This window comes from Limimaricola sp. G21655-S1, assembly GCF_027213785.1.
GTDB lineage: Bacteria > Pseudomonadota > Alphaproteobacteria > Rhodobacterales > Rhodobacteraceae > Limimaricola.
This window is the reverse complement of sequence record NZ_JAPWGO010000001.1, coordinates 142,972-159,110: the sequence shown is the minus strand read 5'-3', so window position 1 is coordinate 159,110 and position 16,139 is coordinate 142,972. Positions and strand designations below refer to the sequence as shown.

20 protein-coding genes are annotated in these 16,139 nt (G+C 67.6%); 15 read left to right on the top strand and 5 right to left on the bottom strand.

What is annotated here, in order from left to right; translation table 11 throughout:
- The first annotated feature begins 67 nt into the window (after nucleotides 1-67).
- The 9 genes from O4G76_RS00850 to O4G76_RS00810 all read left to right on the top strand — a co-directional run bounded on the left by O4G76_RS00850 (nucleotide 68) and on the right by O4G76_RS00810 (nucleotide 7,691).
- Nucleotides 68-571 carry an SH3 domain-containing protein gene (locus tag O4G76_RS00850; protein WP_269395563.1) on the top strand — a complete coding sequence of 168 codons (504 nt, stop codon included), beginning with the start codon at nucleotides 68-70 and terminating at the stop codon, nucleotides 569-571.
- A gap of 85 nt (nucleotides 572-656) precedes the next feature.
- On the top strand, nucleotides 657-1,487 hold the full coding sequence (locus O4G76_RS00845) for an SDR family oxidoreductase (protein WP_269395562.1): 831 nt from the start codon (nucleotides 657-659) through the stop codon (nucleotides 1,485-1,487).
- A gap of 75 nt (nucleotides 1,488-1,562) precedes the next feature.
- Complete coding sequence (locus tag O4G76_RS00840) at nucleotides 1,563-1,766, top strand: twin transmembrane helix small protein (RefSeq protein ID WP_085895002.1); 204 nt, start codon at nucleotides 1,563-1,565, stop codon at nucleotides 1,764-1,766.
- Nucleotides 1,766-2,338 (top strand): cob(I)yrinic acid a,c-diamide adenosyltransferase, encoded by a 573-nt coding sequence (locus tag O4G76_RS00835; protein ID WP_269395561.1) that lies wholly within the window; start codon nucleotides 1,766-1,768, stop codon nucleotides 2,336-2,338. The genes O4G76_RS00840 and O4G76_RS00835 overlap by 1 nt, the downstream gene beginning before the upstream one ends.
- A gap of 90 nt (nucleotides 2,339-2,428) precedes the next feature.
- Entirely contained in the window at nucleotides 2,429-3,385 is a 957-nt protein-coding gene (locus tag O4G76_RS00830) for a calcium-binding protein (RefSeq protein WP_269395560.1), read from the top strand.
- 159 nt (nucleotides 3,386-3,544) lie between these two features.
- Nucleotides 3,545-3,814: a 30S ribosomal protein S15 gene (gene rpsO / locus O4G76_RS00825; protein WP_269395559.1), complete on the top strand. Its 270-nt coding sequence runs from the start codon at nucleotides 3,545-3,547 to the stop codon at nucleotides 3,812-3,814.
- A gap of 185 nt (nucleotides 3,815-3,999) precedes the next feature.
- Nucleotides 4,000-6,132: a polyribonucleotide nucleotidyltransferase gene (gene pnp / locus O4G76_RS00820; RefSeq protein ID WP_269395820.1), complete on the top strand. Its 2,133-nt coding sequence runs from the start codon at nucleotides 4,000-4,002 to the stop codon at nucleotides 6,130-6,132.
- Between the two features lie 185 nt (nucleotides 6,133-6,317).
- Nucleotides 6,318-6,986 (top strand): hypothetical protein, encoded by a 669-nt coding sequence (locus O4G76_RS00815; RefSeq protein WP_269395558.1) that lies wholly within the window; start codon nucleotides 6,318-6,320, stop codon nucleotides 6,984-6,986.
- A gap of 141 nt (nucleotides 6,987-7,127) precedes the next feature.
- A complete protein-coding gene (locus O4G76_RS00810) occupies nucleotides 7,128-7,691 on the top strand; it encodes a L,D-transpeptidase (RefSeq protein ID WP_269395557.1) in 564 nt (187 codons plus the stop codon).
- Nucleotides 7,692-7,734: 43 nt separating this feature from the next.
- Here the strand turns inward: O4G76_RS00810 and O4G76_RS00805 are convergent, their stop codons facing one another.
- Nucleotides 7,735-8,388: a peroxiredoxin gene (locus O4G76_RS00805; RefSeq protein ID WP_269395556.1), complete on the bottom strand. Its 654-nt coding sequence runs from the start codon at nucleotides 8,386-8,388 to the stop codon at nucleotides 7,735-7,737.
- Nucleotides 8,389-8,506: 118 nt separating this feature from the next.
- On the opposite strand from O4G76_RS00805, the gene O4G76_RS00800 reads away from it, so the two are divergent.
- The 3 genes from O4G76_RS00800 to O4G76_RS00790 all read left to right on the top strand — a co-directional run bounded on the left by O4G76_RS00800 (nucleotide 8,507) and on the right by O4G76_RS00790 (nucleotide 11,661).
- Nucleotides 8,507-9,955 carry an aldehyde dehydrogenase family protein gene (locus tag O4G76_RS00800; protein WP_269395555.1) on the top strand — a complete coding sequence of 483 codons (1,449 nt, stop codon included), beginning with the start codon at nucleotides 8,507-8,509 and terminating at the stop codon, nucleotides 9,953-9,955.
- Nucleotides 9,956-10,132: 177 nt separating this feature from the next.
- The gene (locus O4G76_RS00795; RefSeq protein WP_269395554.1) at nucleotides 10,133-11,071 is read left to right on the top strand and encodes a VOC family protein; all 939 of its coding nucleotides are present in this window, start codon (nucleotides 10,133-10,135) and stop codon (nucleotides 11,069-11,071) included.
- Nucleotides 11,068-11,661, top strand: a complete 594-nt coding sequence (locus O4G76_RS00790; RefSeq protein WP_269395553.1) for an alpha/beta hydrolase — start codon at nucleotides 11,068-11,070, stop codon at nucleotides 11,659-11,661. The genes O4G76_RS00795 and O4G76_RS00790 overlap by 4 nt, the downstream gene beginning before the upstream one ends.
- Here O4G76_RS00790 and O4G76_RS00785 read toward each other — a convergent pair.
- From O4G76_RS00785 to hspQ, 4 genes are all read right to left on the bottom strand, one after another.
- The gene (locus O4G76_RS00785; protein WP_373568001.1) at nucleotides 11,658-12,341 is read right to left on the bottom strand and encodes an RluA family pseudouridine synthase; all 684 of its coding nucleotides are present in this window, start codon (nucleotides 12,339-12,341) and stop codon (nucleotides 11,658-11,660) included. The two genes, O4G76_RS00790 and O4G76_RS00785, sit on opposite strands and share 4 nt — an antisense overlap.
- A complete protein-coding gene (locus tag O4G76_RS00780; RefSeq protein ID WP_269395552.1) occupies nucleotides 12,325-12,903 on the bottom strand; it encodes a helix-turn-helix domain-containing protein in 579 nt (192 codons plus the stop codon). Before O4G76_RS00780 ends, O4G76_RS00785 begins: the two co-directional genes overlap by 17 nt.
- A 68-nt stretch (nucleotides 12,904-12,971) precedes the next feature.
- Nucleotides 12,972-13,454: a GAF domain-containing protein gene (locus O4G76_RS00775; protein WP_269395551.1), complete on the bottom strand. Its 483-nt coding sequence runs from the start codon at nucleotides 13,452-13,454 to the stop codon at nucleotides 12,972-12,974.
- A gap of 73 nt (nucleotides 13,455-13,527) precedes the next feature.
- On the bottom strand, nucleotides 13,528-13,854 hold the full coding sequence (gene hspQ / locus O4G76_RS00770; protein WP_085895016.1) for a heat shock protein HspQ: 327 nt from the start codon (nucleotides 13,852-13,854) through the stop codon (nucleotides 13,528-13,530).
- A gap of 83 nt (nucleotides 13,855-13,937) precedes the next feature.
- Between hspQ and O4G76_RS00765 the strand changes: the two genes are divergently transcribed.
- From O4G76_RS00765 to O4G76_RS00755, 3 genes are all read left to right on the top strand, one after another.
- Nucleotides 13,938-14,822, top strand: a complete 885-nt coding sequence (locus O4G76_RS00765; RefSeq protein ID WP_269395550.1) for an AEC family transporter — start codon at nucleotides 13,938-13,940, stop codon at nucleotides 14,820-14,822.
- A 73-nt stretch (nucleotides 14,823-14,895) separates the two neighbouring features.
- Nucleotides 14,896-15,480, top strand: coding sequence for a transglycosylase SLT domain-containing protein (locus O4G76_RS00760; RefSeq protein WP_269395549.1), 585 nt, complete (start codon nucleotides 14,896-14,898; stop codon nucleotides 15,478-15,480).
- A gap of 144 nt (nucleotides 15,481-15,624) precedes the next feature.
- On the top strand, nucleotides 15,625-16,113 hold the full coding sequence (locus O4G76_RS00755) for a cupin domain-containing protein (protein ID WP_269395548.1): 489 nt from the start codon (nucleotides 15,625-15,627) through the stop codon (nucleotides 16,111-16,113).
- Nucleotides 16,114-16,139 lie beyond the last annotated feature (26 nt).

The window sequence follows — 16,139 nt, the reverse complement described above, 5'->3', positions numbered from 1 at the left end:
GCGCCGCGGAGAGCGTCACATGAGAGTGACCAAACCGGCGGGGTGTTGAGCAGAACAAGAGGTTGTCATGAAACATGTTTTCGGCATCGGTGCCACTTTTCTCCTGCTCGGCGTGGGCTATTACGAAATGTCCGGCGGCGCCGATTTCCGGCCGCAGACGATGATCGGCGCAGTGCAGGCCAGCACCCCGTCCCCCGAGATGATCGCCCGTCACGACGTCGAGAGTAGCGAGTCGGGCATTCCGGTCACCGCGATGCGCGAATTTCCCGAGAATGTCGAGTTGATCTCGGCCTCCTTCATGCCGAAGCCGGCCAAAGCCGAGCCGGTCGAGACCGTGGCCACTCCGGCCGTTGCCGAAACCATGTCGGATATAGAACTGCGCCAGATCAGCGGCGATTGGGTGAACATGCGCCAAGGCCCCGGCACCAGCCACGCCGTGCTCGACACCCTGCCCCGCGGCACCGAAGCCCGGCTGATCGAGAGCGCCGGTGGCTGGGCCAGAATCGAGATCACCTCGACCGGCGAGACCGGCTGGATGTCCGAGCGGCTGCTCGCCCCCGTCGAAGGCTGAGCCCGAAATCCATTTGCCGGAAGAGGCGCCCCCGAGGGGCGCCTTTTTCGTTGCACCCCGTCCCCTGCCCCGCCATGAGACCCGCATGGACACCCCCCGCACCCTCCTCGTCACCGGCTCCTCCTCCGGCATCGGTCTTGCCTGCGCGCGCCACATGCGCGACCGGGGCTGGCGCGTCTTCGCAAGCTGCCGGGCGGAAGCCGATTGCGCGCGGCTGCGGGCCGAGGGCTTCGAGGCGCCGCGGCTCGACTATGCCGATCCGGACAGCGTGGCGGAAGGGCTGGCCGCGGTGCTGGAAGCCACTGGCGGACGGCTCGACGCGCTTTACAACAACGGCGCCTTCGCCTGCCCCGGCGCAGTCGAGGACCTGCCGCGCGAGGCGCTGGCGGAAATCTTCGAGACCAACCTGTTCGGCTGGCACGACCTGACCCGGCGGGTCATCCCGGTGATGCGGGCCCAGAGCGCGGGCCGGATCGTCAACTGCTCCTCGGTGCTCGGCCTCGTGGGGGTGAAGTGGCGCGGTGCCTATGTCGCGACCAAGTTCGCGCTGGAGGGTCTGACCGACGTGCTGCGGCTCGAGATGGCCGGGACCGGTATCCACATCTCGCTGATCGAGCCGGGCCCTGTCACCTCGCGGATCCGTGCCAATTCGATTCCGCATTTCGAGCGCTGGATCGACTGGAAGGGTTCGGCCCGGCGCGCGGAATACGAAGGCCTGCTGCACCGGCTCTATGCCGAGCGTGGCCCCGACCGGTTCGAATTGCCGCCCGAAGCGGTGGCCGACAAGCTCGCCCATGCGCTCGAGGCGAAGCGGCCGCGACCGCGTTACTACGTCACCACGCCCACGCATGTTTCCGGCACGTTGCGGCGGCTGTTGCCGACGCGGGCGCTCGACTGGGTGGTGGCGCGGGGGTGAACCCGCGACACCGCGCCCCGCTTTGCCTCGAGCCGCCCGGCCGCTAGATGGTAGGGCAACCGCGAAAGGCGCCCCATGTTCGAAGATCCGCTATTCATTCTCGTCGTTCTCGCCGTCCTGATCGTCGCCGGCATCCTGATGTTCGGCGTCGGCACCTTCGGAAAAGGTGGCGATTTCAACCGCAAATACGCCAACAAGATCATGCGCTGGCGCATCGGCGCGCAATTCGTCGCGGTGCTGCTGATCCTGCTCTACGTGTTCCTGCGGGGGGTGAACTGATGGTCGTGCTGAACCGCATCTACACCCGCACCGGCGACAAGGGCGACACCGCGCTGGGCGATGGCAGCCGGGTGAACAAGGACGCGCTGCGGGTCGAGGCCTATGGCACGGTCGACGAGACCAATGCCACGATCGGGCTGGCACGCCTGCATGCCGAGGCCGAGATGGACGCCGCGCTGGGCCGTATCCAGAACGACCTGTTCGATCTGGGAGCCGATCTGTGCCGCCCTGACCCCGACCGGGATTCCGAGGCGAAATACCCGGTTCTGCGCATGACCGCCGGCCAGACCGAGCGGCTGGAGCGCGAGATCGACGCGATGAACGAGGCGCTGGAGCCGCTCCGCAGCTTCGTTCTGCCGGGCGGCTCGGCGCTGGCCGCGCATCTGCACCTGTGCCGAACCGTCTCTCGCCGGGCCGAGCGGCTGGCGGTGGCGCTGGGTCGCGCCGAGGCGGTGAACGAGCATGCGGCGCGCTATCTGAACCGGCTCTCGGACTGGTTCTTCGTCGCGGCGCGGATCGCCAATGATTCGGGCCGCGCCGACGTGCTGTGGCAGCCCGGCGCCAACCGCTGATCCCCCGCCCTTAACCCTGCCGGACGGTTCCGGGCCGTAAGTCCTTCGCCGCATGCTAGCCTGCGCTTCGCCCTCGTTGCGGAGATTGCCATGCTCGCCCTGCTCGGACTGCTCGGCCTTGCCCTTACCGGCGCGGCGTTGCTGCCGCCCATGATCACCGAGGGCGGCTCCGAATCCGACAGCGACGAGATCGACATCGACGGGCCCGACGCGCCGCCGAAGACCGTACCGCTCGACGCAGCCTTTGCGCTGGACGGCGATTCCGCCCTCGAAGCCGCGACACCCTTGCCGCAGCGCCTGTCTGACACGGGCAGCGAGGCCCCCGACGTGATCTTCGGCGACATCGTCGACGCGGGGATGGCCGACCATGTCGAGGCTGGCGCGGGACACGATCATATCGATCTGCGCGATGGCCCCGACCGGGCCGATGGCGGTGCCGGGGATGACGAGATCCATGGCGGGCGCGGCGAGGATACGCTTGCGGGCGGCACCGGCGATGACGCGCTGTGGGGACATGTCGGTGACGATCTGCTTCGCGGCGGTGCCGGAGACGACGCGATCCGCGCAGGCGCCGGGCATGACCGGCTGTTCGGAGGTACGGGTCACGACGCGCTGGGCGGCGACCTGGGCGATGACATGCTGAATGGCGGCGCAGGACGCGACGTACTGCATGGCGGCGCCGGCGACGACCGGCTCGACGGCACCGGCGACGGCTCGGGCGCCGGGGCGGGCGATTTCCTCAATGGTGGCGCGGGCGACGACGTCATCGCGGCAGGCGCTGACGATACGGCGCATGGCGGGGCCGGCGGTGACATCTTCGCGCTGCGCAGCGCCGAGGCGGGCGATCCGGCGGTGATCGCCGATTTCGATGCCGCCCAGGATCGGATCGTGGTGCTGCATCCCGAGGGCGCCGCGCCGGAACTAACGCTGGAGCCGCGGCCGGAAGGGTTGCTTCTGCGCGCCGACGGCGCGGCGCTGCTGCGGCTCGCCGGGATCGACGCGCTCGCGCCGGGCGCGGTGCTGCTGCTCACCGATCCCGTCGCCTGAGTCCCGCCGCGACCCCGCGCCACAGCAAACCACTTTCCTTTTCGGGCGATTTCTCCTATGGGCACCCATCCGTCTTCCTATATGGAGGCGGTACTCCATGGGCCCTGCTGGACGACATCCCGGCTTGCGCCATCACTCTCATCCCGAAAGGAGACCCCGATGTCGATCACCGTGGAAGACAAGGCCAAGGTCATCAGCGATTTCGCCACCAAGGACGGCGACACCGGTTCGCCCGAGGTGCAGGTCGCGATCCTGACTTCGCGCATCGCGACCCTGACCGAGCACTTCAAGACCCACAAGAAGGACAACCACGGTCGCCGTGGCCTTCTCAAGCTGGTCGCCCGCCGCCGCAAGCTTCTCGACTACGTGAAGGACAAGGACGTCGAGCGCTACCAGGCCCTGATCGGCCGCCTCGGCATCCGCCGCTAAGGTTTTCGGGGACCGCGCCACGGCGCGGTCCCTTTGCTATCCGGGATGGCGCGGACCGGGCTCGACCCGCGTCACGGAAACACGAGAGCCAGGGGCATCCGGCCCCTCCGCAACCCGCCCCCAGGGACTGTTCACGCATTAGGGGGGCACAAGGGCCCGAAGGTCGGGCCAGAATGGAAAAGACGATGTTTCACGACGTGAAAAAATCGATCCAGTGGGGCGAAGAGACGCTGACGCTGGAAACCGGCAAGGTCGCGCGCCAGGCCGACGGCTCGGTCATCGCGACGCTGGGCGAAACCAGCGTGATGGCCAACGTCACCTTCGCCAAGGCGCCGAAGCCGGGTCAGGACTTCTTTCCCCTGACCGTCCACTACCAGGAAAAATACTACGCCGCCGGCAAGATCCCGGGCGGCTTCTTCAAGCGCGAGGCGCGCCCGACCGAGAAGGAGACGCTGACCGCGCGCCTGATCGACCGGCCGATCCGCCCGCTCTTCGTGCCGGGCTTCAAGAACGAAGTGCTGGTGATGTGCACCGTGCTGAGCCACGACCTCGTCAACGATCCCGACGTCGTCGCGATGATCGCGGCCTCGGCCGCGCTGACGATCTCGGGCGCGCCCTTCATGGGTCCGATCGCCGGTGCCCGCGTCGGCTATGTCGATGGCGACTACGTGCTGAACCCGACCGTCGACGACATGCAGAACCTGCGCTCGAACCCCGAGCAGCGCCTCGACCTGGTGGTCGCGGGCACCAAGGACGCGGTCATGATGGTCGAGTCTGAGGCCTACGAGCTGACCGAGGACGAGATGCTCGGCGCCGTGACCTTCGCACATGAGCAGATTCAGCCGGTGATCGACCTGATCATCGATCTGGCCGAGGAATGCGCCAAGGAGCCCTTCGACTTCACCCCCCCGGACTACTCGGCGCTCTACGATGCCGTGAAGGCCGCCGGCGAAGAGAAGATGCGCGCCGCCTTCGCGATCACCGACAAGCAGGAGCGCACCGCCGCCGTCGCCCAGGCCCGCGAGGACATCAAGGCCCAGCTCACCGAGGAGCAGCTCGAGGACGCGAATCTCGGCTCGGCGCTGAAGAAGCTCGAATCGAGCGTGCTGCGCGGCGACGTGGTCAAGAAGGGCCAGCGCATTGACGGCCGCAACCTCGACACCGTCCGCGACATCGTCGCCGAGACCGGCCTGCTGCCGCGCACCCATGGCTCGGCGCTGTTCACCCGCGGCGAGACCCAGGCGCTGGTCGTGACCACGCTCGGCACCGGCGATGACGAGCAGTTCATCGACGCGCTGCACGGCAACTTCAAATCGAACTTCCTGCTGCACTACAACTTCCCCCCCTACTCAGTGGGCGAAGTGGGCCGCGTCGGCTCCCCCGGCCGTCGCGAGATCGGCCATGGCAAGCTCGCCTGGCGCGCGCTGCAGGCGGTGCTGCCGGCGCCGACCGACTTCCCCTACACGATCCGCCTCGTCTCGGAGATCACCGAATCGAACGGCTCGTCCTCGATGGCGTCGGTCTGCGGCGGCTCGCTGGCCATGATGGATGCGGGTGTGCCGCTGAAATCGGCGGTGGCCGGCGTGGCGATGGGCCTCGTGCTCGAAGAGGACGGCTCCTATGCGGTGCTGACCGACATCCTCGGCGACGAGGATCACCTCGGCGACATGGACTTCAAGGTCGCGGGCACCGAGACCGGCATCACCTCGCTGCAGATGGACATCAAGGTCGCGGGCATCACGCCCGAGATCATGAAGAAGGCGCTGGCGCAGGCCAAGGCCGGCCGCCTGCACATCCTGGGCGAGATGAACAAGGCGCTCTCCGGCGTCGGTGAGTTCTCGGTCCACGCGCCGCGCATCGAGACGATGCAGATCCCGACCGACAAGATCCGCGAAGTGATCGGCTCGGGCGGCAAGGTGATCCGCGAGATCGTCGAGGTCTCGGGCGCCAAGGTCGACATCAACGATGACGGCGTGATTAAGATCGCCTCGGCCAATGGCGAAGCGATCCAGAAGGCCTATGACATGATCTACTCGATCGTGGCCGAGCCCGAGGAAGGCAAGATCTACAAGGGCACGGTCGTGAAGCTCGTCGATTTCGGCGCCTTCGTGAACTTCTTCGGCAAGCGCGACGGCCTCGTGCATGTCAGCCAGATCGAGAACCGCCGTCTGAACCATCCCTCGGACGTTCTGAAGGAAGGCCAGGAGGTCTGGGTCAAGCTGCTGGGCTTCGACGATCGCGGCAAGGTGCGCCTGTCGATGAAGGTCGTGAACCAGGAGACCGGCGAGGAAGCCAAGGAAGATGCGCAGGCCGACTGATCCGGTTTGCATCGATACGGAAAAGGGGCCTTCGGGCCCCTTTTTTCATGCCCGATCCCTGCGCGTCGCCAGACCTGCGGCGCCGCGACCACATGCATTGGTGATCGATAGGGGCAGGCCGCCCTTGGGTTGTGGCCGCCCTGTTGTCCTCGGCAGATGCGCCTGCAAGACAACAAGGATCCCCCATGCGTCCCAGCCTCGCCCTCGCCGCCGTTTTCCTGTTCGTCGCCACGACGGTTCAGGCGCAACCACTCACCGACAGCGTCGGGGGTGCCTCCACCGGCTTCGGCGTCTCCAGCTTCGGCCTCTACGGCTCCGCCGCCTACGAGGTGATGCCCAGGCTGCGCCTGCGCGGCGTCCTCACCGGGATTCCGGATTTCGAGTTCGAGGGCGACGAGGATGATTTCGGCACGGAAATCACCGCCGATGGCAGCTTCGGCGGCATCGCCGCTCTGGCGGATTACCACCCCTATGGCGGTGGCTTCCGCATCTCGGGTGGCCTGTTCTTCTCCAGCAGCGATCTCGACGGCAGCGGCCGGGGCTTCGGGGCGGATGACGGCATGCGCTACGACGATGCGCGCGTCGATGCCTCGGTCCGCTTCGCGAACGAGGTCGCGCCGATGCTGGCGCTTGGCTACACGAGCGGCGGCGCGCATGGCTGGGGCTTCGAGAGCGAGATCGGCCTGATCGGCATCGGTGGCGTCGAGGTGGCGCTCGACGGCACCAGCGGCGATCCGAGCGTCGATGCGGAGTTCGAGGCCGACCTGCAGCAGATGGAAGACGACGCCAACGAGACCGGCAGCGACCTGGTCGTCTACCCCTGGCTCTCGCTCGGCGTCAGCTACCGCTTCTGATTCAACGCTTTATGCCCTCATGGCCGGCCCCTGTCGGGGCCGCCCATTTTTCTGCGACGAGGTTAACCACGGCGCGGCGATTCGGTGTTATGCTCCCCGGACAGAGGCGAAACGGGCCGCAGAGCCCGGACAGGAGCAGGCATGAAACTCTCGAGACGAGGCGTACTTGCGGCTGCCGCCGCGATCGTGGCCACCGGACCGGTTCTGGCCGCCCCCCCGCGCGTGGTGAAGATCCCGCGCGAGTGGCTGCCCACCGAGATCAGCGTCAACGAGGCGCTGGCCCCGGGGCAGGTCCACGTGCGGATCGCGCAGAACAGGCTCTACTGGACCTTGGGCAATGGCCGGGCGATCCGCTATGTCGTGGCGCTCGGCGCGGCGGGGCGCAACTTCACCGGCACCGCCCAGGTGGCGCGCAAGGCCGAATGGCCGGCCTGGACGCCCACCGCCAACATGATCCGGCAAGAACCGGCGGTCTATGGCCCCTATGCGGGCGGACTGCCCGGTGGCCATGCCCGCAACCCGCTCGGGTCGCGCGCGCTCTATCTCTACCAGAACGGGCGCGACACCTATTACCGCATCCACGGCACGCCGCAGCCTTGGACCATGGGACGCAAATTCTCGTCGGGCTGCGTGCGGCTGATCAACGAACATGTCGAGGATCTCTACGACCGCGTGCCGGTCGGCACGACGGTCGTCGTCATCTGAACCCGGCGCGCCCCTCTCGACGAGGCGCGCCGCTCGTTTCGCCTTACTGCGGCGATTTGGTCATCCGCAGATAGGGCAGCACGGTCTCGAACTCGCCGAACTTGGCCTTCGCGTCCTCGTCCGAGAGCGTGGCCGGGATCACCACGTCCTGACCGACCTGCCAGTCGGCCGGCGTCGCCACGCCCTTGCCGGTGGTGAGCTGCAGCGCGTCGAGCGCGCGCAGCACCTCCGAGAAGTTGCGTCCCACGGTCATCGGATAGGTCATCGACAGCTTCAGCTGCTTGTCGGGACCGATGACGAAGACGGCACGCACGGTGGCGCTGTCATTGGGGGTGCGACCGTCGGGCAGATAGGCGTCGGCGGGCAGCATGTCGAAGGCCTTGGAGATCTCCAGACCGTCATCGGCGACGATCGGGAACTCCGGCGCGACGCCGCCAGCCTTCTCGATGTCCTTCTTCCAGCGGACATGCTCGTCGACGCCGTCCACCGACACGCCGAGCACCTTGGTGCCGCGCTTCTTCCATTCGGCGTCGAGCCTTGCCACGGCACCGAACTCGGTGGTGCAGACGGGGGTGAAGTCCTTGGGATGGCTGAAGATGATCGCCCAGTTATCGCCGACCCAGTCATGCAGGGCGAACTCGCCCTGGTCGGTCTTGACGGTCAGATTCGGAATCTCGTCATTGATGCGCAGGGCCATGGTAACCTCCTGTAACACTGTTCCCGTGGCCAACATAGGAAGCCGCGGCACCGCCTGCCATAGCTTGCGGCCCCGATCCGCCGGTGACACTCTGCGCCGCGACACGGAGGAGATCCCCATGATCGAGAAACGCGACTTCTACATCGACGGCCGCTGGACCGCGCCCCTGGACGGGCGCGACTGCGAGGTGATCGACCCCTCGACCGAAGAGCCCTGCGCCGTCATCTCTCTCGGCGGTCAGGCCGACACCGATGCCGCCGTCGCCGCCGCCAAGCACGCGGGCCCCGGCTGGCGCGCCACCCCGCCCGCCGAGCGGCGCGCCGTGGTCGCGCGCATCCTCGAGCAATACGAGGCCCGCAAGGAGGATCTGGCGCAGGCGATGAGCCGCGAGATGGGCGCGCCGATCGATCTGGCGCGCAACAGCCAGGCCACCTCCCTGCCCTATCACCTCGAGAACTTCCTGACGGCCTTCGACCAGATCGAATGGCTGCGGCCCTTGGGCGATCATGCGCCCGACACGATGATCTCGCTCGAACCGATCGGCGTGGTCGGGCTGATCACGCCGTGGAACTGGCCGATGAACCAGGTGACGCTCAAGGTGATCCCGGCGCTGCTGGCGGGCTGCACCGTGGTGCTGAAGCCCTCCGAGGAGGCGCCGCTGTCCTCGATCGTCTTCGCCGAGATGCTCGACGCGGCCGGTGTGCCGCCGGGCGTGTTCAACCTCGTCAACGGCGACGGCGCCGGCGTCGGCACGCAGCTCTCGACCCACGAGGACGTGCAGATGATCTCCTTCACCGGCTCGACCCGGGCCGGCCGCGCCATCTCCAAGGCGGCGGCCGAGACGCTCAAGCGGGTGACGCTGGAGCTGGGCGGCAAGGGCGCCAACCTGATCTTCGCCGATGCCGGGGAAAAGGCGGTGGTACGCGGCGTGCGGCACTGCATGCAGAACACCGGCCAGTCCTGCAACGCGCCGACCCGGATGCTGGTCGAGCGCGGCTTCTACGACGAGGCGGTCGAGATTGCCGCCCGCACGGCGCAGGAAACCGGCGTCGGCCCGGCGAGCCAGGAGGGCCGCCATATCGGCCCGCTCGTCAACAAGGCGCAATGGAGCAAGGTGCAGGATCTGATCGAGACCGGCATCGAGGAGGGCGCGCGGCTCGTCGCGGGCGGCCCCGGCCTGCCCGAGGGGGTCAATCGCGGCTACTTCGTGCGGCCCACGGTCTTTGCCGACGTGACGCCCGACATGACCATCGCGCGCGAGGAGATCTTCGGCCCGGTACTCTCGATCATGCCGTTCGAGGATGAGGCGCAGGCGATCGAGATCGCCAACGACACGACCTATGGCCTGACCAACTACGTGCAGTCCGCCGACCCGGCGCGCCGCAACCGACTCGCCCTGGCGCTGCATGCGGGCATGATCGAGATGAACGGCCGGCCGCGCGGCGCGGGCGCGCCCTTCGGCGGCGTCGGCCAGTCGGGCCGGGCTCGTGAAGGCGGGGTCTGGGGCATCGAGGAGTTCCTGGAGGTCAAGGCGATCTCCGGCTGGGGCCTCGACGCTGCCGAGTAAGCATCGCAGCGCGTCCCTGTCGGGGCGCGCCCGTCTAGGCCGCGGTTCCGGCAAGGCCTCGGTTCCGGCTAAGCATGTGCGACCTGTGCGCCCATGCACCGATCCCGCGCCCGGACCGGGGATTTCGGCGCGACCGTGCTAGCTTATCTCTGAGCCGAGCACAGGGGAGCCAATGCCATGCTGGATCAGATCAGGGGCCTGCACCACGTCACCTCGATGGCGTCCGGGGCCCGGGCCAACAACGCCTTCTTCACCGACACGCTCGGCCTGCGCCGGGTGAAGAAGACGGTGAATTTCGACGCGCCCGACGTCTATCACCTCTATTATGCCGACGAGATCGGCACGCCGGGCACGGTGATGACCTATTTCCCCTTCCCTCAGGCTGCGCGCGGGCGCAGGGGCGCGGGCGAGGTGGCGCTGACCGGTTTCGCCATTCCGCAAGGCAGCGCCGAGGCGTGGGAGACTCGGCTGCGCGAGCGCCATGTCGAGAACATCCTTCGCGACAGCAGTTTCGGTGCCCCCCGCCTCCTGTTCGACGGCCCCGATGGCGAAAGGCTGGCGCTGGTCGAGGCACCGGCAGACGGGCGCGCCCCGTGGACCGGCGGGGGTGTGTCGGAAGGGATCCCGATCCGCGGCTTTCACTCGGTCGAAATGCTGCTGCGCGACAAGGCGGCGACGGTCGAGCTTCTGGAATTCATGGGATACCGCGAAGCGGCCAGCGACGGGGCGGTGACACGCTACGAGATCGCGGGTGGCAACCCGGCGAGCCGCATCGACATCCGGGTCGATCCGGCGGCGCCGCGCGCACGGGCCGGCGCGGGTTCGGTGCACCACATCGCCTTTGCCGTCGAAAACCGCGCCGCGCAGGCCGAGGTCGCCGAGAGGTTGGCCGAGGCCGGCTGGCCCACCACGCCGCAGATCGACCGCGACTACTTCTTCGCGATCTATTTCCGCAGCCCGGGCGGCGTGCTGTTCGAAGTGGCGACCAACGAGCCCGGCTTCGACCGCGACGAGGATCGCGCGCATCTGGGCGAGGCGCTGAAGCTGCCCAAGCAGCACGAGCATCTGCGCGCCGAACTCGAGCGCCGGCTCGAGCCGCTGGGAGATGGCGCGTGACGCTCCATGCCGCGCGCCATGAGGGGCGCCCTAGCGCGCCCCTTCTCCTGACCTTTCACGGCACGGGCGGCGACGAACAGCAGTTCCACAGCTTCGGCACCGAGCTGCTGCCCGGGGCGCATGTCGTCTCGCCGCGCGGCACGGTGAGCGAGGGCGGCGCGCTGCGCTATTTCCGGCGCCGTGCCGAGGGCGTCTACGACATGGAGGATCTGGCCATGCGCCGCGACGAGATGGCGGAATTCGTCGCGGCCGAGATCGCCCGGACCGGCGCCACGCGGGTTCTAGGCCTCGGCTATTCCAACGGCGCGAACATCCTTGCCGCCGTGACGCTGGAGCGGCCCGATCTCTTCACCGATCTGGCGCTGCTGCACCCGTTGATCCCGTGGAGCCCGGCGCCGCAGGCCGGGCTCTTCGGTCGCCGCGTATTCATTTCCGCCGGCGAACGTGATCCGATCTGCCCGGCGCCGATGACACGGACCCTCATCTCCTATCTGCAGGCGCAGGGGGCCGACATCACCCAAGTCTGGCATCCCGGCGGCCACGAGGTCCGGCCCGCCGAGATCGACGCCTTGAGGGATTTCCTCGGCTAGAACGGCGCCTTGGCGCTATAGCGAACGCCCTTGCCGCCATCGGGGTGACGGAACTGCAGCGTTTCGGAATGCAGCATCAGCCGCGGATGATCGCGCGCCTCGCCCTCGGCATAGAATGGGTCGCCGAGGATCGGGTGACCGAGCGCCTGCATGTGCACGCGCAGCTGGTGGCTGCGCCCGGTCTTCGGCATCAGCCGCACCCGGCTTTCGCCCGCATCGGCGCGCAGCACCCGCCAGTCGGTGACCGCCTGTCGCCCGTTCTCGTGATCGACCATCTGCCGTGGCCGATTCGGCCAGTCGACGATCAGCGGCAGGTCGACGGTGCCGGTCGCGGGCTCCAGCCGTCCCCGTACCCGCGCGACATAAGTCTTCTTCGCCTGCCGCTTTTCGAATTGCAGACCGAGATGGCGCTGGGCGTGCGGCGTCAGCGCGAAGACCATGACGCCCGAGGTGTCGCGGTCGAGCCGGTGCACCAGAAGCGCCATCGGGTAAGCTTCCTGCACCCGGGCCAGCAGGCAGTCGGCGAGGTGTTCGCCCTTGCCGGGGACCGAGAGCAGCCCGGCGGGCTTGTCGACGATCAGCACCTCGTGATCCTCGTGAATCACGACGAGCGGCTCCATCGGCGGATCGTAGGCGCTGCCGATATCAGGTTCGGGCGGGGTGTCAGGCGTCCGGGTCATCCCGCAGCGGTGCCAGCAGCCAGACCACCGTGCAAGGGGTGTCGTGGGGATTGAGCCAGGATATCTCCTCGCCCCGGGCCCAGAAGCTGTCGCCGGGGCCAAGCGCGTGATGCCGCCCGCCGATCCGGATCTCGAACCGGCCCTCTAGCACATAGCCCATCTCGACCCCGCCCCTTCGGCTCGGCTGATCCGAAGCGGAATGCGCCTCGAGCGTGCTGCGGTAGAACTGGATTCCATGGACGAGCGGGGCGAGCAGGTCATCGACCGCCCCGGTATTGTCGGCCGGCAGCGGGCGGCGTTGATCGGCGCGCAATACGTTGCCCGCTTCGGGGATCGGCTCCGCATCGCGGAGAAACAGCTGCGACAACGGCAGATCGAACGCCTGCGCGATGGCGACCAGATCCGCGTAACCGGGCTGGGAGCGATCCCGCTCCACCTGGCTGATCCAGCCGGTGGAGCGGTTGGTGAGAGCCGCGAGATCCGCGATCCTCAACCCGCGCGACTTTCGCAAGCGTCGCAGGTCTCGCCCCAAACTGCCGCGCTCTGGCGAAGCGTCACTCATCAACCACCTGGCCTTTAGTACAGGGCACGGCGCCTTCTCTACCAAGGCGAGGCACACCGCAACACGATTCAACCGCGCGCGGCGCGCTGATGTCCAAAGAACACGGTTTTCATGAGCGCTTCCAAGCGTTCGGCATCCTCTGCGTCGAAGGCATCCGGTTGGTCGCTGTCGATGTCGAGCACCGCAAAGACCTCGCCCTGCGAATCGCGCAGGGGAATCACCAGTTCCGAGCGGGTCGAGGCCGCGCAGGCGATATGGCCCGGGAACGCCTCGACATCCGGCACGAGCTGGGTCTTCCCGCTGCGCGCGGCGGCGCCGCAGACGCCGCGGTCGAAGGGAATGGTCAGGCAGCCATGGCCGCCTTGATAGGGCCCGATCTTGAGAAGGCCCGGCGCCGTCACCCGGTAGAAACCGGTCCAGTCGAAGCGGTCATCGGCATGGTGCAACTCGCAGGCGATGGTCGCCATCAGCGCGATCTCGTCGGTTTCCCCCTCGGTCAAGGCGAGGATACGCGCGCGCAACTCGTCGAAAGGCAATGTGGTCGTCGTCATGAGGGGCTCCCGCTGAGGCGATCCAACAGGTGTAACGAGCGGCGCGGCCCGCGCAACCCTTTGACGGCGCGCCCTAGTTGAGATCCACCTGCAGGGGATAATGCCCGTCCTCGAAGGGGCCGAAGAGATCGTCCAGATCGGGGTGATCGACCGGCTCGCCGGAATAGTCGGCGACGAGGTTCTGCTCGCTCACATAGGCCACGTAGTAGCTCTGCGCGTTCTCTGCGAGCAGGTGATAATAGGGCTGCTGCTTGGCCGGGCGGCTGTCCTCGGGGATCGACTGGTACCATTCCTCGGTGTTCGAGAAGATCGCGTCGACATCGAAGATCACGCCCCGGAACGGGTGCTTGCGATGGCGGACCACCTGACCCAGTGAATATTTCGCGCGCGACTTCAGCATGGCAGACCGTCCTTTCCACCAGTAATACCCGCAAAGCCCCTCACAGGTCCATGCGGGGCGGTCAAGTGGGGGAGAAACAGTCCGTGAACCTTGTTCTGACAGTGCTGGAGATCACCGCGCCGGTCTTCGCCCTCGCCACGATCGGCTTCGTCTGGGTGCGACTCGGCCTCGCCTATGACGTGCCCTTCGTCAGCCGCATGGCGATGACCATCTCAGTGCCCTGCCTGATCTTCGTGGCGCTGATGCAGACCGAGATCGACCCCTCGGCGCTGGCCACCCTCTCGCTCGCCGCCGCGCTCAGCTACGCGGTGCTGGCGGCGCTCCTCGCGGCGCTCCTGGCGGTGATGCGGCTCGACATGCCGACCTATCTCGCGCCGCTGATCTTCGGCAATACCGGCAATCTCGGCCTGCCGCTGGCGCTCTTCGCCTTCGGACAGGAGGGGCTGGGCTACGCGGTCGTGGTCTTCGCGGTGATGGCGATCGGCTCCTTCACCTTCGGCATCTGGCTGGTGGCGGGGCGCGGATCGCTGGGCCGGGTGCTGCGCGAACCGCTGGTCTGGGGCACGGTGCTGGGTGCGCTGTTCCTGTGGCGCGGCTGGCAGACGCCGCAGGTGGTCACCAACACGCTGGAGCTGGTGGGCCAGATGGCGATTCCATTGATGCTGATCACGCTGGGCGTCGCGGTGGCGCGCCTCAGGCCCGGCACGCTGGCGCTTTCGACCGGACTCTCGGCTACCAAGATCGCGCTCTGCGCCGGCGTGGCGGTGGGGCTGGGGCTGTGGTTCGGCCTGCCGCCGGTGGCCTTCGCGGTACTGGTATTGCAGATTTCGACCCCGGTGGCGGTGACCTCCTACCTGCTGGCCGAGAAATATGGCTCCGACGCGCAGGCCGTGGCGGGTCTGGTGGTCACATCCACGTTGCTGTCGGTGATCGCTTTGCCGCTCATACTGGCAATCGTGATCGCTTGATCTACCCTGCCCTGTTCCACGGCGGCTCGGCTTCGGCTAGGCTCGCAAAAAAACGAGCACTTGCGAGGGGCAGATGAGCAGACTCTTTCGCGCCATGATTCTGTTGGCCGTCCTGGCCGGATGCGGGCCGCGCGACTTCGCCGCCCCGCGCGAGCTGGACGACGCCTGCAGCATCGTGCGCCAGCATCCCGACTATCTTCGCGCCTTCAAGGCGACCGAGCGCAAATGGGGCGTGCCGGTCCCGGTCCAGATGGCGATCATCTACCAGGAGAGCAAATTCGTCGGCAACGCGCGCACCCCGTTCCAGTGGAAGCTCGGCGTGATCCCGGTGGGCCGTCAATCCTCGGCCTATGGCTACAGCCAGGCCCTGGACGGCACCTGGGAGGAATACATGGAGCAGGAAGGCGGCTGGCGCCACAAGCGCGACGACATCCGCCATGCCACCAACTTCATGGGCTGGTACATGAACGGCACCCAGCGCGAGCTGGGCATTCCGCTCTACGACACGCGCAACCAGTACCTCGCCTATCACGACGGCCGCGCGGGCTACCGGCGCGGCACCTGGAAGTCCAAGGGTTGGCTGATCAACGTCTCCGACGCGCTCGCGCGGCGCACGCTGCTCTACGACAGCCAGCTGCGCGCCTGCGGCAAGCGCTGAACCACGGATGCGGGCGGCCTTAGGGCCGCCCTTTCCTTGTGCGGCAGGCCGATGCAGTCCCTTCGGGGAGCTGTGCGACTCGGGCCGCGAAGCCTACCTTGCGGCACGGGCCGAGTTGCGGCCCGATCATGGGAGATACTCGACATGTTTCGATTCCCAGATCACCCGTGGCGCGGCGGGGGCATTGCCCTTGTCCTCGCCCTGACTGGCTCCATGGCCTTCGGCATGGACGACATGGCGAAATCGATGGCGCCGGATATGCTTGAATGGGGCGCCGGGCCGCCCACCCTGCCCGAGGGTGCCGAACTCGCAGTGCTGAGCGGCAACCCGATGGAGGCCGGCCCCTTCGTGGTGCGGTTACGCTTTCCAGACGGCTTCGCGGTACCGCCACACACCCACCCCACCGCGGAGCACGTGACGGTGATCTCCGGCACCCTGCTCTTCGCCCATGGCGAGGACCCCGCCACGGCCGAGCCGCAGCCGGTCGCGGCTGGCGGCTTCATCATGATCCCCCCCGACCACCCGCACCGGGCGATGGCCGAGGGCGAGACCGTGATTCAGATCAATGGCGAGGGGCCGTTCGCGGTGACCTACCTCGATCCCGCCGACGATCCGCGCGGCCAGACCAACTGACCACGACGAAAAGGGCCGCCGGTCGG